Annotated in this window: 16 protein-coding genes; 5 read left to right on the forward strand and 11 right to left on the reverse strand. The window is 62.0% G+C overall.

Annotation, left to right across the window (positions count from 1 at the left end; genetic code table 11):
* The first annotated feature begins 71 nt into the window (after positions 1–71).
* Positions 72–518: a TadE/TadG family type IV pilus assembly protein gene (locus ACMYUN_RS11365; protein WP_415763736.1), complete on the forward strand. Its 447-nt coding sequence runs from the start codon at positions 72–74 to the stop codon at positions 516–518.
* Entirely contained in the window at positions 515–3277 is a 2763-nt protein-coding gene (locus tag ACMYUN_RS11370; RefSeq protein ID WP_415763737.1) for an ATP-binding protein, read from the forward strand. Before ACMYUN_RS11365 ends, ACMYUN_RS11370 begins: the two co-directional genes overlap by 4 nt.
* Here the strand turns inward: ACMYUN_RS11370 and ACMYUN_RS11375 are convergent.
* The 5 genes from ACMYUN_RS11375 to ACMYUN_RS11395 all read right to left on the reverse strand — a co-directional run bounded on the left by ACMYUN_RS11375 (position 3262) and on the right by ACMYUN_RS11395 (position 9224).
* Complete coding sequence (locus tag ACMYUN_RS11375; RefSeq protein ID WP_415763738.1) at positions 3262–5259, reverse strand: pilus assembly protein TadG-related protein; 1998 nt, start codon at positions 5257–5259, stop codon at positions 3262–3264. The two genes, ACMYUN_RS11370 and ACMYUN_RS11375, sit on opposite strands and share 16 nt — an antisense overlap.
* A 1690-nt stretch (positions 5260–6949) precedes the next feature.
* On the reverse strand, positions 6950–7507 hold the full coding sequence (locus ACMYUN_RS11380) for a DUF4136 domain-containing protein (protein ID WP_415763739.1): 558 nt from the start codon (positions 7505–7507) through the stop codon (positions 6950–6952).
* A 41-nt stretch (positions 7508–7548) separates the two neighbouring features.
* The gene (locus ACMYUN_RS11385; RefSeq protein ID WP_415763740.1) at positions 7549–8160 is read right to left on the reverse strand and encodes a DUF4136 domain-containing protein; all 612 of its coding nucleotides are present in this window, start codon (positions 8158–8160) and stop codon (positions 7549–7551) included.
* 12 nt (positions 8161–8172) lie between these two features.
* Positions 8173–8922 carry a methyltransferase gene (locus ACMYUN_RS11390; protein ID WP_129998128.1) on the reverse strand — a complete coding sequence of 250 codons (750 nt, stop codon included), beginning with the start codon at positions 8920–8922 and terminating at the stop codon, positions 8173–8175.
* Entirely contained in the window at positions 8922–9224 is a 303-nt protein-coding gene (locus ACMYUN_RS11395; RefSeq protein WP_039757019.1) for a MazG-like family protein, read from the reverse strand. The genes ACMYUN_RS11390 and ACMYUN_RS11395 overlap by 1 nt, the downstream gene beginning before the upstream one ends.
* A 245-nt stretch (positions 9225–9469) precedes the next feature.
* On the opposite strand from ACMYUN_RS11395, the gene ACMYUN_RS11400 reads away from it, so the two are divergent.
* On the forward strand, positions 9470–9763 hold the full coding sequence (locus ACMYUN_RS11400) for a hypothetical protein (RefSeq protein WP_415763741.1): 294 nt from the start codon (positions 9470–9472) through the stop codon (positions 9761–9763).
* 148 nt (positions 9764–9911) lie between these two features.
* Positions 9912–11261: an MATE family efflux transporter gene (locus ACMYUN_RS11405; protein WP_415763742.1), complete on the forward strand. Its 1350-nt coding sequence runs from the start codon at positions 9912–9914 to the stop codon at positions 11259–11261.
* Between the two features lie 9 nt (positions 11262–11270).
* Here ACMYUN_RS11405 and ACMYUN_RS11410 read toward each other — a convergent pair whose 3' ends face one another.
* The 6 genes from ACMYUN_RS11410 to ACMYUN_RS11435 all read right to left on the reverse strand — a co-directional run bounded on the left by ACMYUN_RS11410 (position 11271) and on the right by ACMYUN_RS11435 (position 17952).
* A complete protein-coding gene (locus ACMYUN_RS11410) occupies positions 11271–12062 on the reverse strand; it encodes a DUF4123 domain-containing protein (protein ID WP_415763743.1) in 792 nt (263 codons plus the stop codon).
* Positions 12059–13399: a type VI secretion system Vgr family protein gene (locus ACMYUN_RS11415; RefSeq protein ID WP_415763744.1), complete on the reverse strand. Its 1341-nt coding sequence runs from the start codon at positions 13397–13399 to the stop codon at positions 12059–12061. The genes ACMYUN_RS11410 and ACMYUN_RS11415 overlap by 4 nt, the downstream gene beginning before the upstream one ends.
* 233 nt (positions 13400–13632) lie before the next feature.
* Positions 13633–15546, reverse strand: coding sequence for an arginine decarboxylase (gene speA / locus ACMYUN_RS11420; protein ID WP_415763745.1), 1914 nt, complete (start codon positions 15544–15546; stop codon positions 13633–13635).
* Positions 15547–15766: 220 nt separating this feature from the next.
* A complete protein-coding gene (locus ACMYUN_RS11425) occupies positions 15767–16138 on the reverse strand; it encodes a translation initiation factor Sui1 (protein WP_007914613.1) in 372 nt (123 codons plus the stop codon).
* 185 nt (positions 16139–16323) lie between these two features.
* Positions 16324–16881 carry an NUDIX hydrolase gene (locus tag ACMYUN_RS11430; protein WP_310403768.1) on the reverse strand — a complete coding sequence of 186 codons (558 nt, stop codon included), beginning with the start codon at positions 16879–16881 and terminating at the stop codon, positions 16324–16326.
* Between the two features lie 3 nt (positions 16882–16884).
* Positions 16885–17952 carry a DUF2333 family protein gene (locus tag ACMYUN_RS11435; RefSeq protein WP_016771859.1) on the reverse strand — a complete coding sequence of 356 codons (1068 nt, stop codon included), beginning with the start codon at positions 17950–17952 and terminating at the stop codon, positions 16885–16887.
* 414 nt (positions 17953–18366) lie between these two features.
* Between ACMYUN_RS11435 and gcbA the strand changes: the two genes are divergently transcribed.
* Positions 18367–20037: a diguanylate cyclase GcbA gene (gene gcbA, locus ACMYUN_RS11440; protein ID WP_016771860.1), complete on the forward strand. Its 1671-nt coding sequence runs from the start codon at positions 18367–18369 to the stop codon at positions 20035–20037.
* Positions 20038–20974 lie beyond the last annotated feature (937 nt).

Genomic DNA, 20974 nt, shown 5'->3' on the forward strand with positions numbered 1-20974 from the left:
TGAAAGCCGTCCGTTTTGGCTGATTGATTCTATGCTGATACTACGCAGTGACTGTCAGGGTAGACGCACGCATGAAAAACGGCTTTCGCAGGTCGCAAAAAGGTGCGGTGGCGATCGAATTCGCCTTGGTGTTCATCATCTTTTTCGCAGTGTTTTACGGGCTGGTCAGCTACGGCCTGCCCTTCGTGATGATGCAATCGTTCAACCAGGCCACCGCTGAGGCGGTGCGCCGCAGCGTTGCGGTCGACCCGACCACGCCGAACTATTCGACGGTGCTGGTCAACACCGCCAATGCCGCGCTGACCCAGCAACTGCAATGGCTGCCCTCGGCCTTGAATCTGGTGGTCGGGAGCGACACCAGCGCGGCGTACGACGCGGCGACTGGCACCCTGACCGTCAGCGTCAATTACCCGGTGAGCAAGCTCAACCAGATCATGCCGTTTCTGGTGCTGCCGGGGCTTGGCACGGTGCCCAATCTGCCCACGCACCTGACCGCCCGCTCGAGCCTGCAATTTTGACCGCCGGCGATAAGCTCTTCGGCCGTTTGCTCAAGCGTGCCCCCAGCGCTGTTCTTGAGCTGCCGGACCACCTCGGCGCGCCGCCCACCGGCCTGCATCTGTATTTGAATGGCGACGGCGAGGTGTTGCAGATCGCCGGCCCGCTGCGGCATTTGCTTGCCCAGCCCAAACCTCACGGACAACCGCTGCCACTCAGCGCCTATCTGCTGCCACAAAGCCTGTTGACCATTGAAGGTCAGCCGCGAGACTGGCACGGGCAATTGCTCGATCTCGACTTCCCCGGCGTGAATGATCAGCCGCTGCACCTGCGTGGTTGGGTGCAGCCGCTGGGTGATGGCTGGCTGCTGCAACTGCTCGACATCGCTGACCTGTTGCTCGAACGTCAGCAATCGCACGACCGCGATGCCTGCCAGACTCTCGCCGCGCAGGTCAGTGATCATCTGCGCACGTGCAGCCTGACGCGCCTGCCGACGGTGCTCGGCGAACAATTGCAGGCGATCGCCCAGCGCTGGCATATCCCCTGCCTGGCCGTGGCCGTGCTCGATGAACAGGCTCAGGGCTGGCAGATTCATCAACAGTTTCGTGGCCATGATGCTCCACAATTGTGGGAGGACGGTCAGCCATTGGGCACGCCGCTGGACAGCCTCAACGGCAGCGCGCCGCAACGCCTCGCCGGCCCGCAGGGTCGCTATGAACATTCGCGATTGCAGGCCACGTTCGGCAATGCCGATGGTTTCGCCGTGCCCTACAGCAATGATCAAGGCGTGGTCGCGTGGCTGCTTTGCGGGTTTTACACGGTCGACACTATGGCGCCGTGGCTGAGCGATCGCGACTGGCTGACCCTCGCCGGCGCACTGGCCGGGCCGTTGCTCAGCCGCTTGCGCGAGCAGCGCCATGTGCAATCTATGGAGCGCCTGGATTCCCTGCAAAACCTGCTCGGCACCGGCTGGTGGGAAATCAGTGCCGAAGAGCAGATTGCACTGGCGCCGTCGCTGGCTTCGGCACTGAATCTCAGCGATCGCCTGCTGCCGGTAAGAGACTGGCTGTCGCTGTTTCATCCCGCCGACCGCGACGAGTTGCGCAGCCGTTTGCGCGCCCTGCAGTTGCAGGGCGAAGCGCTGACCCTGAGCGTGCGCCTGCATCAGGCGGAGGTCGGCGCAACCGCGACGTGGTATCGGATTCAGGGCCAGGTCAGTGGCACGGGTGAACACCGGCGTCTGGTCGGGTTCATGCTCGACATCAGCGACATCCAGAATCAACAACAGCGCGCCGCCGCAGCCCATGCGCGGCTGGATAATCTGGTCGCCAGTTCGCCGGCAGTGATCTACGTGCAGCGCTATGCAGAAGGCGCGCTGGTTCCCGAATTTTTCAGCGCCAGCCTGCAACCCTTGCTGGGCTGGACGCTGGAAGATTGCGATGCAGCAACACTGGTCGAGCACGTCCATCCCGACGACCGTGAACTGTATTTCCAGCGCAACCGCCAGTTGCTGCGCGAAGGCTCGGTGCGTGCGCGTTATCGCTTGCGTGACCGCCGTGGCGAGTACCACTGGCTGCTCGATGAGGCAAAACTGCTGCGCAACGATCTCGGCCTGCCGGTCGAGGCGGTGGGCTTGTGGCTGGACGTCACCGACGCAACGCTTGCTGCCGAGCAGGTCCGCCAGAGCGAAGAGCGCTACCGGATTCTGGTCGAGGATTCGCCGGCGATGATCTGCCGTTATCGCCCGGATCTGACGCTGATCTTCGGCAACCGACCGTTGGCAACTTATCTGGAATGCACCCCGGAACAACTGCCCGGGGTTGTTCTGGGCGGCTGGATGTCCGAGGAACAGCGCGGCGCTTTTGTGCAGCGTCTGAGCCAACTGACGCCGGAACAGCCAGTGAGTACAGCGGAAATCAGCCTGCAATTGCCCGGACGCGAACACGCCTGGTGGGTCTGGTCGGATCGCGGCGTGTTCGATGAGCAGGGACAGTTGATCGAAGTGCAGGCGGTGGGCCGCGACAACACCGAGGTGCGCCGCTCGCAACAGCAACTCACGCAAAGCGCGAAAATGGCCACCCTCGGCGAAATGGCCACCGGCCTCGCCCACGAGATCAATCAACCGCTGAACGTCATGCGCATGGCCATCGTCAACGTGCTCAAGCGCCTCGGCAACGGTGATGTGCAGGTCGATTACCTGACCGAAAAACTCAACCGCATCGACGCTCAGGTGCAACGCGCGGCGAAAGTCGTCGACCACATGCGCGTATTCGGTCGGCGCTCGGAAATCGAACAACAGTTGTTCAACCCGGCCCAAGCCATCGAAGGCACCCTGTCGCTGCTGGCCGATGGCATGCGCGGTAAAGGTGTCGACCTGCGCATCAGCGAGACCGGTTTCGAAGCGCAGGTGCGCGGCCACATCGATCAGTTGGAGCAGGTGCTGATCAATCTGATGGTCAACGCCCGCGACGCCCTGCTCGGCAAACGCGAGGGCGACTCAACGTTCAAGCCGTGGATTTCGATCTACGCCGAGCGCGACGAGGAAAGCGTGCGGCTGTGGGTCGAGGACAATGGCGGCGGTATCGATCCGCGTTTGCTGGAGCGGATCTTCGAGCCGTTCTTCACCACCAAGCCGATCGGCGTCGGCACCGGCTTGGGCTTGTCGGTGAGCTACGGCATCATCGCCAACATGGGCGGGCAATTGAGCGTGCGCAACTCCACGGAGGGCGCACGGTTCTGCATCGAATTGCCGATCGCCACGGATGATCAGATCACCAGATAGGCCTTGCCGGTCTGCCCGCAGGTCATGTTGGCGCCCACCTCGGTGTTCATCAGATTGATGCCCAGGCCTTTGAGCAGATTGTTCAACAGTGGATCGAGCAATGGGCTGATCAAACCGGTGACCACCGGCAACAAGCGGTTGCTGACATCGCTGATCAACGAGGCCACACCGGTGACGATGGCGCCCAGCGGATTGCTGCCCACAGGTTTGTAGACGATCAGGTTGATGCCCGACAGGGTGTTCGCCAGGCTGCCGACGATGTTGCTGGTCGGCGCGGCGGACAGCAGGCTCGGCGGCCGGTTTAGATTGGCCGGGGTGGCGAAGGGTGTGGTGCTGGAGAACAGCAGATTTTGCGTGGTCTGCGCGACGCTGGTGTCGAGTTTCAGGGCGATGCCGCCGGCGCCGTACTGGACGTGGGAGGCGGCATCGCAACTGCCGATGCCGAGAATCTTGTGGCAGGTGATGATGCCGAGATCGACCAGCGGCAGCGGCGCCACCGTTGGTTCAGCAACTGAAGAGAACGCTGCGATGGGATCGATCTTGCCGAGTTTGAGATCAGCCAGAGAGGTTGTGGCGGCGGCGGTCAGGCTTTTGCTGCCGCTGTCGCCGGTCGGACAACGGTAATCGGTGACATAGCTTTTCGCCCCGCCGGCATCCAGCGCGATATCGATCCGCGGTGAGGGCAGCAGCTTCGGATCGAGCTGTTGGCAACCGGCGCCCAACAGGCAGAACATGGAATTGAGGGTGTCCACCAGATTCAGGCTCAACAGTGCATTGAGCGTCGGCGTCAGCGTACCGACCAGGCCCAGCACCGCATTCGTCAGCCCCGTCACCCCCGAGAGCACCGGCAAATTCACCGACAACAACGTGCGCACCTGCGCGGTGCGCACATAAATCCGGTCCGGTCCCAACGGATCGGCCTTGGCCCGCGCCGGGTCGCCAATCGCCGAGAACTGCGGCGGCTCGATCACCTTCACCCGCACCGTGACACCGGCCAGCCCCAGCACGTTGACCGGCAAGGTCGCCGCCACCGCGCTCTTGCTGTTGGCCAGTTGCACCACGCCTTGCACCAGTTGCAGCAATTGCAGGTTGGCATCCAGCCCCGCCGCCGTGGTGCCGGTTTGCAGCTGCAGGATCTCGCCGAGTCTGACCGGCGCCGCATTGATGGCGGCGGCCTGCAACTGGCCCAGCGCGGTGACCACTTGCGCAGTCGCGCCGTTGAGTTGCACCACCGTTGCGGCGGCCTGGATCAGCTGCGTCACCGTTGCCTGGGTGTTGAGCAACTGGGTGTAATTGCCGGCGCCGACATTGAGGTTGATTGCCAGTTGATCGAGGTATTTGAGCAGGTTGATATCGGTGTGCAGCAAGCCGTCCCAGCCCACCGCCGTGAGGTTGACGTTGCCGCCGAGTAGCCCGGAAAACAGCGGGTTGAGGATGTTCGACTGCGCCGTGTCGATGCTGGCGAGGGTGCTGCGAATATTCAGTTGGGCGACGGTCGGCTGCGGTTTCGCGGCAACTGCCGAAGCATTGAGTGTGGTGTTGAGGCTGACCGGTGTAGCGCTGAGCAACGCCCGCACACCACCAGCAAAACTGCTGGTGACCGTACGACTGGCGGCGACTTTGACTGCGCTTGATTGCGTGGCATCGACAGTGAAACTGCGCATACCGCTGGCAGCGGTGGCCAATGTGCCGCAGGTGGTCGCGAGTGTATTGGCGGCATCCACCACGTAACCATTGCGCAGCGCACTTTGCCCGGCATAACTGGCGGCGCTCAGCCCGGGCAGGCAATTGCCGCCGCGACTGACCGCTTCGAGGGCGGCGGTATCCACCACCCGCTGCAATTTGCGCTGTTCCATGTACAGGCGACCGCTGTCGACCACCAGCAACATCATCACCAGCGCCAGACTCAGGGTGGCAGCCGCCATCAAGCCGATCGCCCCGCGTTGCCGGGCCGGGCCGTTGCCTTGCGATCCTGGCGACATGGCGCACTCCTTTGCCGGCGCAGTGGCGAGCTACCTGCGTTGGTAAAAAGGAGTGTAGACACGGTGGAGCAAGCGCGCTGGCGCCGCGTCATTTAGAGGGCTACCGCCCACTGTGGGAGCGAGCCTGCTCGCGAAAGCGCCAGATCAGGCAATCAAGATGTTGGATGCACCGCCGCCTTCGTGGGCAAGCCCACTCCCACATGGATTTGTGCAGGGTTCAAGATCATTCGTTCAACACCGAACCCTGTGGGAGCGAGATTGCTCGCGAAAGCGCCAGATCAGGCAATCACGATGCTGAATGTACCGCCGCCTTCGTGGGCAAGCCCACTCCCACAGGAATCTGCGCTGGGCCGAGGCCATCGGTTCGACACCGAACACTGTGGGAGCGAGCTTGCTCGCGAAAGCGCCAGATCAGGCAATCACGATGCTGAATGTACCGCCGCCTTCGTGGGCAAGCCCACTCCCACAGGATTCTGCGCTGGGCCGAGGCCCTCGGTTCAACACCGAACCCTGTGGGAGCGAGCTTGCTCGCGAAAGCGTCAGGTCTGGCAATCAAGATGCTGAATGTACGGCCGCCTTCGTGGGCAAGCCCACTCCCACAGGGATTTGTGCAGGGTTCAAGATCATTCGTTCAACACCGAACCCTGTGGGAGCGAGCTTGCCCGCGAAAGCGTCAGCTCAGGCAATCAAGATGCTGAATGTACCGACGCCTTCGTGGGCAAGCCCACTCCCACAGGAATCTACGCTGGGCCGAGACCGTCGGTTCAACACCGAACACTGTGGGAGCGAGCCTGCTCGCGAAAGCGCCAGGATCAGGCAATCAAAATGTTGAATGTACTGCCGCCTTCGTGAGCAAGCTCACTCCCACAGGGATTTGTGCAGGGTTGAAGATCATTCGTTCAACACCGAACCCTGTGGGAGCGAGCCTGATCGCGAAAGCGCCAGATCAGGCAATCACGATGCTGAATGTACCGACGCCTTCGTGGGCAAGCCCACTCCCACAGGGATTTATGCCGGGTTGAAGATCATTCGTTCAACACCGAAACCTGTGGGAGCGAGCTTGCTCGCGAAAGCGCCAGATCAGGCAATCAAAATGTTGAATGTGCCGCCGCCTTCGTGAGCAAGCTCACTCCCACAGGGATTTATGCCGGGTTCAAGATCATTCGTTCAACACCGAACCCTGTGGGAGCGAGCCTGCTCGCGAAAGCGCCAGATCAGGCAATCACGATGCTGAATGTACCGCCGCCTTCGTGGGCAAGCCCACTCCCACAGGGATTTATGCCTGGTTGAAGATCATTCGTTCAACACCGAACCCTGTGGGAGCGAGCTTGCTCGCGAAAGCGTCAGCTCAGGCAATCAAGATGTTGAATGTACCGCCGCCTTCGTGGGCAAGCCCACTCCCACAGGGATTTGCGCTGGGCCGAGGCCATCGGTTCAACACCGAACCCTGTGGGAGCGAGCTTGCTCGCAAAAGCGCCAGCTCAGGCAATCAAGATGTTGAATGTACCGCCGCCTTCGGGGGCAAGCCCACTCCCACAGGGATTTATGCCTGGTTGAAGATCATTCGTTCAACACCGAAACCTGTGGGAGCGAGCCTGCTCGCGAAAGCGCCAGATCAGGCAATCAAGATGTTGAATGCACCGCCGCCTTCGTGGGCAAGCTCGCTCACACAGGGACGGTTCAGAGCGGTTCAACGCGGTGGATAGTTGGCCAGGATCCGTGCCACGGTCTCGCGAATGGCATTGCTGCGATCGGCCGGATTCGGGCGGCTGCTGAGCATTTGTTCATCGCTGCCACGCCACACCAGTTTGCCGTCCTTGCCGTCGAGCAGGTCGATCTGAATGGTCGCGACCTTGTAGGTGACGTTGCGCGTTTCGTTGTACATAGGCGCGCCCCAGTAGCCGTTCCACGGGCCGCCCCAACCGCCGCCGTAATTGGTCGTCACCTGTTGCTGCCGGTCCTCGACGATCAGGTAGGTCTGCACGCTCAGATCTCCCTTGCCGCCACCAGCAGCCGGGCGCAAACCGCGCTGATCGAGTTGATCGGACACTGCCTGGCGAATGCGCTGTTCGGTCAGGTCACTCTTGATGCGCGGATCATCGGGGCGGTATTGCAGGGCCGGGTCTTTCCAGCTCCAGCTGCGATAAGCGGCGAAGTCGCGGCTGGCGTCGAAGTCGTGATTGACCTGATTGGCGGCGCAGGCACTGAGCAGCGCGGCAACAGCGAGTAGAGCGAGACGGCGGAACATGATTTTTCTCCGGGTGAAGACATGAACCTGCTGACACGACGTCAGCTGGGAGGATACGCCGCCATGGCTTTTTCCACAGCCTCGCGGATCGCATCGGCGCGTTCGATCTGATTGCCCTGGGTGCCGGTCTCGGCGCTGGCGCTCCACACTGGCTGACCATTGCCGGCATCGAACAGATCGACCCGCACCACCACGACCTGCTCTTGATAGGTGCGCATGACCGGCACGCTGTTGTACATGCCGTAACCGCGACCATAACGATCATAGCCGCCGTATCCACCGTAGTAGCCGTAGTCGTCGCGAACCTGACGCAGACGGGTTTCCAGACGAAGGTCGGCGCTGACCAGCAGGTCCGCCGGGCGGTTGTCGCGCATCGGCCGCAAGCCGCGCTGGTCGAGAGCGTTGCTGACCGCCTCGGCCACCTGCGCCGAGTCGGCCCACGCCGTGCCCGGTGGTAACTGCCCGTCGCGCCAGGCCCAATTGCGGTAGCGCCCGTAATCACGCGGCGGCGCCGGGTAGGCGCTGCGGTCGAAGGTGGTGGCGGCCTGCGGCGGTGCCGGCGGCAACGGCCGTGACTGGGCCACGTAGGGGTTGCTGCCTTGGCAGGCGACCAACCCCAGACTCATCAGCAATAACCCGCATTGAGCTTTCATGTCGCGCTCCGCTCAGATCGGCCGGCAGATCCAGTGCAAGTAACGCCCAAGCCCGGCGAAGCCTGGGTGACGACGGTGCGCAAGTTCCATTTCCAGCAAGTCCGCCAGTTCGGCGCGGGCCTGGAATTCCACCGGCATGTAGTCGTGAAATACCCGTACGCCGCTCTGACTTTCGACCTGCCACATTCCGGCGAGTTGCGTTGCCAATTCCCGCGGGTCGAGAGGTTGCTGGGGAGTCAGGCTCTGCTTCTCGCCGGCCATGACGTTTTTGCGCATTTTCTTGAAATGGCCCTTGAGCAGATTGCGATAAATAAGCGCATCACGGTTGTAGAACGCCAGCGACAGCCAGCCGCCAGGCTTGGTCAGTTGATGCAGCACCGGCAGGATCGCGTGAGGCTCGGCGAGCCATTCCAGCACCGCATGGCAGATCACCAGATCGTAGGGCTCGGCGAGCTGGCCGAGCAGTTCCTGCCATGGTGCCTGAATGAATGTCGCGGTTTGCCCGGCTTCGGCAAAACGCTCGCGTGCGCCTTCCAGCATCGGTTCGGCCGGTTCGGTAAAGGTGACGTCATGGCCGCGCTCGGCCAGCCACAGCGACATGTGCCCAAGGCCACCGCCGATATCCAGCACACGCAGCGGGCGATCCGGCAAGGCCTCGGTCAGGTCGGCCTGCAACACGGCGAGGCGAATCGCGCCTTTGGCGCCGCCGTAGATTTTTTCGGCGAAGCGCGTGGCCAACTGATCGAAATGACGGTCGCTCATCAGCTGAACCGCCGTTCGCTGTCGGCGAGCTTGGCCCGCACCACTTCATTCATGTCCAGACCCAGCTCGCTGCACAGCAGCAACAGATACAGGACGATATCGCCGACTTCCTGCCCGGCATGCGCGAGTTTTTCCGCCGGCAACTGGCGCGACTGGTCTTCTGTCAGCCACTGGAAGATTTCCACCAGCTCGGCCATTTCCACGCTGGCGGCCATGGCGAGGTTTTTCGGGCTGTGAAATTGCCGCCAGTCATTGCGGTCACGAATGGCGTGCAGGCGTTCGGTCAGTTCAACAAGGTTCATCGGGCTCTCCTGAAGACGCATAGCTTCGGGGGGATGCGGGCTGAAGGCAAGCAGCGCAGATGATCTATTGTGGGAGCGAGCCTGCTCGCGAAGGCGGTGGATCATCCAGACCGGATTTGCCTGACACGCCGCCTTCGCGAGCAGGCTCGCTCCCACACATGATCCGGGCAAACCTTCTATCATGCAGGGAACTCGGCCGCCCTCGGTGTGGCCCAAGGCTCAGCTCTTTCATCAGGGATGCACACATGCGTGTAGAAAGCTTTTTCGAATGGCTCGGCCAGGCACTCGGTTCGGTCATCCGCTTTATCGTCGATGGCCTCAGTGGCCTGTTCAACATGCTCAGCAATGCCGGCGGCAACTTTGTCGACGGCCTCGCGCAGACGCTGGGGATGGACACCTCGATCATCAGCATCATCGCGCTGATTGTCGGTTTGATGCTGCTCTGGTCGGCGATCCGGGCGTTCATGAACGCGTCGATCATTGCCGGGATCATCTGGTTGCTGCTGGGGTTGTGGTTGTTGGGCTGGATCATCCATTAACCCACCGCCCCCTGTAGGCCCTCGCCTGCTCGCGATCGCGGTATGTCATTCGAAGCTTGTGTGACTGAACGGGCGCTATCGCGAGCAGGCTCACTCCTACAGTGAATTGCGTTAATCGCTACAATCCCCGCTCCCCCAAGGAGCCTGCATGTCCTCTCTGATTACCGACTGGCGCGACCGCCCGACTCACCGCAAGGTCTGGGCGCTCGCCGCGCCGATGATTCTTTCCAATATCTCCGTGCCGCTGGTGGCGCTGGTCGACAGCACTGTCATCGGCCACCTGCCGCATGCCCATCAACTCGGCGCGGTGGCAGTCGGCGCCAGTCTGTACACGTTTCTCGCCTGGGCGATGGGTTTTCTGCGCATGGGCACCACCGGTTTTGCCGCGCAGGCTGCCGGGCGCAGCGATGGTGCGGCGTTGCGGCAGATTCTCTTGCAGGGCCTGTTGCTGGCACTGGGCTTGGCCGTCGTGCTCGGCGGCCTCGGCGTGCCGCTCAGTGGCGTTGCCCTGCACTTCATGCAACCGTCGGCTGAACTGGATCAGCTGACCCGGGCGTTTTTCCACACGCGCCTGTTCGGCCTGCCCGCCGCGCTGGCGACCTATGCACTGGTCGGCTGGTTCCTCGGCACGCAGAACGCGCGGGCGCCGCTGGCGATTCTGCTGAGCACCAACCTGATCAACATCGTCCTCAATCTATGGTTCGTCATCGGCCTGGACTGGGGCGTGGTCGGCTCGGCGCGCGCTTCGGTAATCGCCGAATGGAGCGGCGCCCTGCTCGGCCTGTGGCTGACGCGCACGGCGTTGCGCGCCTATCCGGGGCAGATCATCTGGGCGGCACTGAGAGTCTGGCAGAGCTGGCGCCCGCTGCTGGCGGTCAACCGGGACATTTTCATCCGCAGCCTCGCCCTGCAATCGGTGTTTTTCCTGATCACCGTGCAAGGCGCGCGGCTCGGCGACGCGACCGTAGCGGCCAACGCGCTGCTGCTCAACGGCCTGCTGCTGACGGCCCATGCACTCGACGGACTGGCGCACGCCGTTGAAGCCTTGTGCGGCCATGCCATCGGCGCAAGAGATCGCCTGGCCCTGCGCCGGTCACTGGTGGTGGCCGGCGGCTGGTCGTTGATTGCCAGCCTCGGATTCGCCGTGCTGTTTTTGCTGGCCGGGCACCTGTTCATCGAGATGCAGACCGACATCCAGAGCGTGCGCGACACGGCCTTCGTCTACCTGCCCTACCTCGCCGTGCTGCCGCTGATTGCGGTGTGGAGTTACCTGCTCGACGGCCTGTTCATCGGCGCCACCCGCGCGCGGGAAATGCGCAATGGCATGCTGCTGACGGTGTTGTTGCTCCTGCCGTTCGCCTGGTTCTTGCAAGCACTGGGCAATCACGGCCTGTGGATATCTTTCCTGCTGTTCATGGTCTTGCGCAGCGTGACCCTCGGCGCGCAAGCCCTGTGGCTGAAACGCAGCGATGGCTGGTTCAGCGGCAAGGCTCACTGACGGCATCAGTCAGTCCGCCGCACCCCACTGCCGACGCAGATGATCGAGCCGCTCCTGCTGGGTCAGACCCGCCGGTGGAGCAACCAGCACCGCGCGCGGATGCAGCAGGCGCAGCCACAGCCAGCCGTCGAGCACCGCGCGATCACTGAAACCCAGCGCCAGACCCTGTTGCACATGCACAGCGATCGTCTGGTAATCGGCGCACAGGGATTGGCACCAGCGCCAGATGTGTTGTTCCAGCAGACAGGTTTGCAGGCGCTCACGCTGGCGCCGGGTCAGGCTTTCTTCGATGCCCAGCGGTTCGACGAGCAGGCCGGGATTGCGCAGCTGTTGCCAGCCCTGACTGCCGATGGCGCGGTCAGCCCAGGTACCCCCAAACCAGCGCAACTGGCGGATTGGCCCGAGCCAGCGACTCAGTTGCGCGGCATCGCAGGCATCGAAGAAATAGCTGGCGGTCTGCCGGTTGTAATAGCTGAGCAAGGCCCGGTGATTCAAGCCGAATGAGACGGTGAGCATGCGTTGCAAGTGGCTGATCAGCTGCTGCGCCGGTATTTCGCAGCTCAGCAGCAGCCCGCGCCAAGTGTCCGGATCGCGCAGGCACAAGGCGGTCAATGCCGGATTCTCACGCAAGTCGACAAGAACCGGGCCGTGCTCGCTGACCGGTTGAAATTCGGTACCGTCGAACAACCGGTGCCGCTGCACATCGGCAAAGCCCTGCCGCAACGTCAGCAGGGCGCGTAACGCGTCAGGGGTATCGAGTAACAGCCATTGCGCCATAGGCTCAAGCGCCGCGCCGCTCATCTTGCGCTGCTCTGATCAAGCGCGGTCAACAGCCGGCAACTGCACACGGACTCGGCACAGTGGTTGAAGCTCCCACCTCCCGGCATCAGGCACAGCAGCAGCAACGGCTCGCCGGACTGCAACAGCTGCTGCAACCCATCGCTCACCAGCAACTCCGGCAACGGGACATCGTCCTCAACCGTATCCTCCACCAGCGCCGGAGGCTGGAGAACGCCGCTGACCATCGGCTGATCGGGGTCGCCTTCGAGGAAACTCACCACGACTTCCACGCCATCGGCCAGCGCCGCTGATGGCAACTCGCTCAGGGTTGGTGCGAGCGGTAGCCAGCAATGGCTCGGCGCTGCGCCTTCGCCCTGATACAGCCAGTCAAATTGCACCGCGACCGGCCGCGAGCGATCGGGTTGCGCTTCATCGACCGAAACCACCCAGGCACGCTGCAGGCTGTGCATGCGTTGCTTGGCTGGCGTCGCGGCGGGCGCAAAGACGGGCACCCGCGCGGCCGCGAACAGGCGATTACCGTAGGGCGGTTCGAGAGACTGATCGGCACGGTGCTCGATGCGGGTCAGCAACCATGGGCGGTTGCATTCGATGAAGGGATGGCCGTCCAACGGCAACCACTGACCGCTGCGCAGGGCGGACAAATCGCTGTGGCCTTCGGCATTCGGTCCGCGCTGGCCGGCCTGTGAATCTTCTTGCAGTTGCCACTGGCGTACGGCTGGAGTGACGCAAAGGTGGTCATGCTCGCCCTGATAGCGCGCGACGTCTGCCTGCGGCATCCGCGTCGGATCATCGCCCAATACCAGACAATGCCTGTCGCGGTGATGCTCGAAGTAATAGTGAATACGCGCCTCTGCGCACAGGCGCTGGAGCAGTTGCAGATCGGATTCCCGGTATTGCGTGCAGAAGGTGCGGGCCGGGTAGTCGCTGTGCAGGTCGAAACGTCGTTGCAGCCCGACGATGCCGTGCTCACGCAGGACCTGGTCGATGATCTGCGGCACGGAGCGGCCGCTGAATATGCGCTGGCTCAAACGCAGGTCGAGGCAGTCGAGCCTGGGCCCCAGACGCACGCGACTCAAGCGCAGGCCATGGCTGTGCTCATGCTGGACAAGGCTGTGCAGTTGCCCGTGCACACCCTGGCCGGGCGGGCCGAAGCACAGGAACGCAGAACGATGCAGCAGGCCGGCAAGATCCAGATGCGGATCGTCGATCACCACATCGATCTCGAAGACAAAGGGTTCGCTGAGCGCTTCCCTTCCGGTAAAGGCGAGAACTTCGAAGGGGTCGGACAGGCCCGCTACATCGAGACGAAACGACGACTCGTTGACTGGATCGAACATGGGCGGATCTCTACAGGAGGGGCGGCCGGGGATTCTCGCCGAGAGGCATGGCCGAGTAGAGAGGCGAAGTACAACTTAGGAAATGACCTACGCGAAAAGCAGACCAGATGAGTTTGCTGACCGTGATCGCACAGGTTTTCGTGAAAAAATCAGGAGATGTCCCACCGGGTTGTCCGAATTTTCCACAGCTTGCGGAAAAAAATCGGACAACCCGGGCGGAACGCTATCGGGTCTCAGGAAGACAGATAGGAGGAGCGGGTCAGGCCCAGACGCAAGGCATCGAGGAACTGCGTGCGCTCGCTGGCACTGATCCGGGCACTGGCGCACTTGTCGCGGTAGTGGGTCATCAGTTCTTCCGGCGACAAGTGCACGTAACGCAGCATGTCTTCGATGGTGTCGTGGGTTTCGATACCGGCGTGGTACACGCTGCCATCGGCGTTCTGGTAGATGTTCACCGAGTCGGTGTCGCCGAACAGGTTGTGCATGTCGCCGAGGATTTCCTGATAGGCGCCGACCAGGAATACGCCCAGCAGGTAATCTTCGCCTTCATTCAACGCGTGCACCGGCAGGCTGGTTTCGATGCTCTGCTCGTCGACGTACTGGTTGATCTTGCCGTCGGAGTCGCAGGTCAGATCCTGCAGCACCGCACGGCGCAGCGGCTCTTCATCGAGACGGTGCAGCGGGATGATCGGCAACACCTGATCGATCGCCCAGGTGTCCGGCAGGCTCTGGAACACCGAGAAGTTGCAGATGTACTTGTCGGCCAGCTTGTCGTTGAGTTCGTCGAGCACCTGGCGGTGCGAACGCTGACGCGCCTTCAGCGAGTTGTGCAGGCGACGGCACACGGCGAAGTAGCACTGCTCGGCCAGGGCTTTTTCCGCCAGGGTCAGCTTGCCATCGGCGTACTGCGCGGCGACGTCGCTCATGTAGTGCGTGGCGCGCCAGTAGGTTTCGGTGACCATTTCGATGTCGGTCGGGCCAAGCAGATCGACCAGCCATTGCACGGTTTCCGGCAGGCTTTCCTTGTTCTCGATCAGCGGGATCTCGTCGTTGTGTTTCTCGACGTCGGTGACCTGCACCACCAGCATCGCGTGGTGCGCAGTCAGCGAACGGCCGCTTTCCGAGAAGATGTGCGGATGCGGCAGGCTCTGCGCGTCGCAGAATTCCTTGAGCATGCCGACCACGACACCGGCGTAATCGTCCATGTCGTAGTTGATCGAACTGGCGTTGCGCGAGTGGGTGCCGTCGTAGTCGACACCGAGGCCGCCGCCGACGTCGATGTGATCCACCGGCAGACCGAGGTTGCGCAGTTCGCCGTAGTAACGGATCGCTTCCTTGAAGCCGTGCTGGTAGTCAGCGAGGTTGGCGATCTGCGAACCCATGTGGAAATGCAGCAGGCGGATGCCTTGATCGAGGCCGGCGCCCCGGAAGCGCTCGACCACCGACAGCAGTTGCGCCGCCGACAGGCCGAATTTGGATTTCTCGCCACCGGTGTCCGCCCATTTCGAGGAGGCCAGCGACGACAGCCGCACGCGCAGGCCCACCTGCGGCTTGACCTTGAGCGAGGCGGCTTCTTCGATCACCAGGCCGACTTCGGATTCTTTCTCGATGACGATGAACACGTTGTGGCCGAGCTTCTGGCCCATCAGCGCGAGGCGGATGAACTCGCGGTCCTTGTAACCGTTGCAGACGATGGTGCCGCCCTTCGGCGCCAGCGCCAGCACCGCCAGCAGCTCAGGCTTGGAGCCGGCTTCCAGACCGATGGAGACGTTCTGGGTGGCGATGATGTTCTCGATCACCGCTTCCTGCTGGTTGACCTTGATCGGGTACAGCGCAGTGTATTGGCTCTGGTATTCCAGGCGCTCGATGTTGGAATCGAAAGCGCCGGTCAACTGACGGACACGGTCTTGCAGGATGTCAGGGAAACGCACCAGCAACGGCAAGGACAAACCGCTCTTGCGCAGTTGGTCGACTTGCTCGAACAGATCGATAGGCGAGCTGCTCGGGCCGTTCGGACGTACTTCGACGCGACCGGCTTCATTGATCGCGAAATACCCGGCCCCCCAATGGCGAATCCCGTAAACGCTGCGGCTGTCCGCAACTGTCCATTGGCTGCCATCGTCTTTACGTGTGCGTCGTACGGACATCGAAGTCCCCTATAAAGAAGTCAGAGTGCGTCGCCTGAAGTGCAGGCCGGCGCAGTCTAAAGAATGAAAATGACGGTTCGTCAGTGCGGCGGTAGACCGCACTGACTGCGTGGAGTTTAGAAACCGGTCATGAACAGGCTCTGTGAAAACCATGGCAACGACGCCGGATCCGAGAACACTCGAAGCCGGATCAAGCCGCCGGAGGGTTTCACAGAGGCTGCTAGCCGCCGGACTTCTTCGCTTTGAAACCGTGCTTGATCAGCTCTGCCAAGAGTAGCTCGACGTGATCGCCCTGGATTTCGATGATGCCGTCCTTCAACGCCCCGCCGGTGCCACAACGTTTCTTCAACGTCGTCGCCAGCTCCTTGAGCGCGTCTTCGGCCAGGGGCACGCCGGTGATGGTGGTCACCGTCTTGCCGCCACGCCCTTTGCTTTCGCGACGCACGCGGGCAATGCCGTCACCGGCCGGGATCACGGTTTGTTTGCAGATACAGGCGTCCACCGGTTTGCTGCATTCCGGGCAATGACGACCTGCGTCGGTGGAAAATACCAGGCCGCCCAGGGCGGCGAAGGATGCGGCTTTCTTGGCCACCGGCAATCCTCTCGGGAGGACAAAGACTGATCGCAACCTTGGGCAAGGTCAGCGACCGCGAAGCCCCACTCAGGCAGGGGCAGCGCTACTGCATCGGCGCTTATGGGAAGCGTTCGGTGCAGTTTGAAAAGGTCGCGCAGTGTAACGGCAAAAATCGCGATTGCTAAGTGCCAATCGGCGCCAATTCATGTGTTCTTTGCGACGTTGCTTTGCTGCGCCTTGAGATAGCGCTTCAGCGCGGCCAGAGAGTCCGGGCAATACGGCTTTTCGCTGATTTCGCGCATGACCTGCTCGACGGGAATGAAGCGCGCTTCAAGGACCTCTTCCGGCTGCAGTTTCAGCGGCCCGTCCCACACGGCGGAAAACGCCGAACACCATAGACGGTTGCCAGTGTCTTCGAAGTAGAAGTGATCGTGAGCGGTGAGTTCGACGCCGCTGACGCCCAGCTCTTCCTCCAGCTCGCGCGCCGCCGACTCGGCGTAGCTTTCGTCAGCCTGGACCATGCCGCCTGCGGCAACATCCCAGTAGCCGGGGTAAATTGCCTTGCTCAAGGTGCGCCGGTGCACGCACAGCTCACCGGCGGAATTGAACAGCATGATGTAGGTGCCCCGGCCAATCAGACCGCGCTCGCGCAAATCGGAGCGCACCAGCGCGCCGAGCAGGTTGTCCTGCTCGTCGACCCAAGCGATCTGTTCGGCGTCCGAGGCGGCGCGATGGGCCGCCTCTCTGGTTGTTTGACTCACGAATCAGCCCTGATTGAGCAGTTGACGCAAATCGATCACCGCCGCGTTGGCCCGGGAAATGTAATTGGCCATGACCAGCGAGTGGTTGGCCAAGACGCCAAAACCGCTGCCATTGAGGATCATCGGGCTCCACACCGGCTCTTGCGAAGCCTCCAGTTCACGAATGATCTGGCGCACGCTGACGGTGGCGTTCTTCTTCGCCAGCACATCGGCGAAATCGACTTCGATGGCGCGCAGCAGATGCGACAGCGCCCAGGCCTGACCGCGTGCTTCGTAGAACACGTTGTCGATTTGCATCCACGGGGTTTCCACGACTTCTTCGTCAACCTGCGGCACTTCGCCAACTGCCGGAACTTCGGTCTTCAGCGCGGTATTGAGCTTGACCCGACCGACACTGGCCGACAGGCGTTGCGACAACGAACCGAGACGGGTGCCGACATCGCCCAGCCAGTTGTTGAGGTTGTCGGCGCGGGCGTAGAACAGCGCGTTTTTCTGATTCGGATCCGACAAGCGCGACTGATAACGGCTCAGGGAGTTGATGCCTTCCTGGTATTCCGACTCGCTGGACGGCAGCACCCAGCTTTTGTTGTCGAAGTTGAAACGCGGTTCGGCCTTGGCCAGATCGGCGTCTTCGGCGGACTGTGATTGCGAACGGGCAAAATCCTTGCGCAGGGCGCGGGTCAGGTCACGCACCTGCACCAGCACGCCATATTCCCAGCTCGGCGTGTTGTCCATCCACAGGCCCGGCGGGAAACGATCGTTGGAAATGTAACCGCCCGGCTTGTTGAGCAAGGTGCCGGCAACAGTCTTCAGGGTTTCGACCGTGGTGTAGCCGACCACCATTTGCTTGCCCTCTTTCTCGGCAGCGACCTGGGCGTTCTGCGCCACCGGAAACAGCTCCGGTTCCTGGCTCCAGTACCAGCCCAGCGCGATGGTGACCAGCAAATACAGACCGACCACTGTGGCCAGCGCCCGGCTGAACAGCAGCCCGCCGACATAGCTGCGGGTGGCCGACTTGGGCTCGGCGGCACGTTCAGGCGCGCTGCCCGCGCGGTTTTTCCAGTCCAGCATGGCGATATCCTTTCAATCACTTGGGTTCAACGGTTCGACCACAACCATACAACAACGTGCCAAGGCCGGGCACCCGTCGCTAACGATAAGCCGCAAATGGTGCGGCCGGATGACGCTTCGCCACATACTAAGGGATTCCCTGATACGGCAACGCCAGCAACGCAGTGCACTCCGATCTGGATTCGGCCCGAGCAGCGATGGAGAATTCCCGACGCCTCTGCCCCCACCTTCAAGTCGGGCGCCCGGATTTCGGGCATCGAACTGACCTGCAAGTGCATGAGAAAACCGCCCGGTCAGAAACTGAATCGTGTCGTCCAGCAGATTATTGACGTACGACACTCGTCTAAGGGAAAAGAGGTGCTAGCATAGAGCCACCAGTCGATCTCAGCATGCACCCTAACTAGTAGTCAGGATATGACCGAGCCAGAAGACCCCAGCCGTGAGCGTCTCAAGCACCACTTTGCCCAGCGGGTAATTCATCAGGCACGTCAGATTCTTGAGATATGGCAGCGCCTGCAACGCAGTGAGTGGTCCACCGTCGATCTCGCCGAACTGAGCGAGGCGAATCTGCGCCTGCTGCGTTTTGCCGAGCGGTTCGAACAGCCGGAACACACCCAGCTGGCGCATCACATCAGCCAGTCGCTGCAAGCGGTGGATGCCAACCGTGGGCGCCTCAGCAGCGGCCTGATCACTGATCTCAATCGTTTGATGCAGCGCCTGTCGCGCACTGGCCTGCGCCATGGCGATCAGCTCGACCAGACGTTCCTGCCGCCGCTGCGCAAGCCGATCTACGTAATGTTGCAGGATCACGACCGCGCCGAGCGGCTGGCCAAGCAGCTGGAATTTTTCGGTTTGAGCGCGCAGGCGCTGGACAGTGTGGCGGCGTTTCGCTCGTCGATGGTCGAGCGTTTGCCCGCGGCTATCGTCATGGACGTGGATTTCAGTGGCCCCGGCATCGGCCTGAAACTCGCCGCCGAAGCTCAGGTCGGCCTCGAAGAACCCCTGCCGCTGCTGTTCTTCAGCCTGCACGAAACCGACACCCCGACCCGCCTCGCCGCCGTGCGCGCCGGTGGCCAGGAATTCCTCACCGGCACCCTCGAAGCGTCGAGCCTGCTGGAAAAAATCGAAGTGCTGACCTGCGTCGCCCAGTACGAGCCCTATAAAGTGCTGATCATCGACGACTCGCGCGCCCAGGCCCTGCACACCGAGCGCCTGCTCAACAGCGCCGGGATTGTCACCCGCACCTTGATCGAACCGATTCAGGCAATGGCCGAACTGGCGGATTTCCAGCCGGACCTGATCATCCTCGACATGTACATGCCGGCCTGCACCGGCACCGAGCTGGCCAAGGTCATCCGTCACAACGACCGCTACGTCAGCGTGCCGATCATTTACCTGTCGGCCGAGGATGATCTGGACAAGCAGCTCGACGCCATGAGCGAGGGCGGTGATGACTTCCTGACCAAGCCGATCAAGCCACGCCACCTGATCACCACCGTGCGCAACCGCGCCGCGCGGGCGCGCAATCTCAAGGCGCGGATGGTTCGCGACAGCCTCACCGGCCTGTACAACCACACGCACATTCTGCAATTGCTCGAAGACTGCTCGTTCCGTGCGCGCCGCGAGAACAAGCCGCTGAGCTTTGCCATGCTCGACATCGATCACTTCAAACGGGTCAACGACAGTCACGGCCACCCGATGGGCGACCGTGTGATCAAGAGCCTGGCGCTGTTTCTCAAGCAGCGTTTGCGCAAGACCGACTTCATCGGCCGTTACGGCGGCGAAGAGTTCGCCATTGTCATGCCCGACACCGATATCGACGCAGCGCACAAAGTGCTCGACGAAATTCGTCAACGCTTCGCCGAGATTCATTACCCGGCGCAGCCGCAGGATCTGTGGTGCACGTTCAGTGCCGGTGTAGTGGAGATGTGCGATGACTCCGACAGCCTGATGATGGCCAGCCAGGCCGACGAGGCGCTGTACCGCGCCAAAGGTGCCGGACGCAATCGAGTGCAGACCGCGCGGCAGTCAAAGCAAAGTGCCACTTTTTCATCGGAATCCACTGATTCGGTCATAACCTTGTAATGGAACCGCAATAAATTCAGGCGCTTACCATTTCTGCCGTTGGTAGCCGTCATGCGCCTGAAGTTGCTCACCAATCTCAACACTCTGCTGCTGGTCGCCGTCTGCGTGGCCCTTGGCGCCACGCTATGGTGGTCGCAAAAAGCCCTCGAACGCCCCTATCTGTTGATGGAGCGTTATCTGGGGCTGTCGCAACAATTTCAGAATGAAGTGGCGCGCAACGTCGAGGATTACCTCGCCAGTGGTGACGCGCTGCGCCTGAGCAGCGCCGCTCAGGCCATCGACAGCGTGCAGAAACAACTGGATGAATTGCCTCCGCCGCTGGCCGACACCGTGCGGCCAAGTCTGACGAGCCTCGATGAATTCAGCAAAACCGACCTGCTCGCCGCCGGCAAACTGGCCGGCGATCCGCAGGCGCTGCTGTTGCAGGCCGAACGTGAACTCAGCGCCAGCCTCGACCAGCTCAACACCTACGCCAATGGCAACGCCGCCTACCTCGCACCACTGCTCGCCGCATCGCAGCATCTGGGCAAACTGTCGCTGGCGCGGGACAAACTGGTCAGCAGCGGGCGCAGTGAACTGGCTGCCGATGTCGAGCGCGAAGTGGGCAACATGCGCGCCCAGGCCGAGTCCATCGATGCCCTGCCCTTGCTCGGTGTGGTCGCCAGCAACGAATCGAGCAGTGACGATTTCGCCGCGTTGATGGGCATCGAAAACACCGACAAAGCCGCCGCCGAAGATGCCGGTATCGCCCTCAAGCGCGAACTGAACAGCTTGCTTGGCCGCTATCCGGCAGAACTGACGCGCACCCGCGAGCAGATCCAGAAACGCGCCGACCTCAGCGCCGCCACCCACGACAAAATCGCCAGCGTGCAGCACGTTATCGCCGGTCTCGAACCGGTGGTACGCGCGCAACACGGGCAGATCCAGGGCGAAGTGC

This window comes from Pseudomonas sp. CP4 (assembly GCF_047758505.1).
Taxonomy (GTDB): domain Bacteria; phylum Pseudomonadota; class Gammaproteobacteria; order Pseudomonadales; family Pseudomonadaceae; genus Aquipseudomonas; species Aquipseudomonas fluorescens_AO.

Coding starts and splice junctions, on each gene's coding strand:
- ACMYUN_RS11435 (WP_016771859.1), bottom strand. CDS start 17,952: ATGCTGGACTGGAAAAACCGCGCGGGCAGCGCGCCTGAACGTGCCGCC.
- ACMYUN_RS11365 (WP_415763736.1), top strand. CDS start 72: ATGAAAAACGGCTTTCGCAGGTCGCAAAAAGGTGCGGTGGCGATCGAA.
- ACMYUN_RS11375 (WP_415763738.1), bottom strand. CDS start 5,259: ATGTCGCCAGGATCGCAAGGCAACGGCCCGGCCCGGCAACGCGGGGCG.
- gcbA (WP_016771860.1), top strand. CDS start 18,367: ATGACCGAGCCAGAAGACCCCAGCCGTGAGCGTCTCAAGCACCACTTT.
- ACMYUN_RS11380 (WP_415763739.1), bottom strand. CDS start 7,507: ATGTTCCGCCGTCTCGCTCTACTCGCTGTTGCCGCGCTGCTCAGTGCC.
- ACMYUN_RS11410 (WP_415763743.1), bottom strand. CDS start 12,062: ATGAGCGGCGCGGCGCTTGAGCCTATGGCGCAATGGCTGTTACTCGAT.
- ACMYUN_RS11385 (WP_415763740.1), bottom strand. CDS start 8,160: ATGAAAGCTCAATGCGGGTTATTGCTGATGAGTCTGGGGTTGGTCGCC.
- ACMYUN_RS11405 (WP_415763742.1), top strand. CDS start 9,912: ATGTCCTCTCTGATTACCGACTGGCGCGACCGCCCGACTCACCGCAAG.
- ACMYUN_RS11400 (WP_415763741.1), top strand. CDS start 9,470: ATGCGTGTAGAAAGCTTTTTCGAATGGCTCGGCCAGGCACTCGGTTCG.
- ACMYUN_RS11415 (WP_415763744.1), bottom strand. CDS start 13,399: ATGTTCGATCCAGTCAACGAGTCGTCGTTTCGTCTCGATGTAGCGGGC.
- ACMYUN_RS11390 (WP_129998128.1), bottom strand. CDS start 8,922: ATGAGCGACCGTCATTTCGATCAGTTGGCCACGCGCTTCGCCGAAAAA.
- speA (WP_415763745.1), bottom strand. CDS start 15,546: ATGTCCGTACGACGCACACGTAAAGACGATGGCAGCCAATGGACAGTT.
- ACMYUN_RS11395 (WP_039757019.1), bottom strand. CDS start 9,224: ATGAACCTTGTTGAACTGACCGAACGCCTGCACGCCATTCGTGACCGC.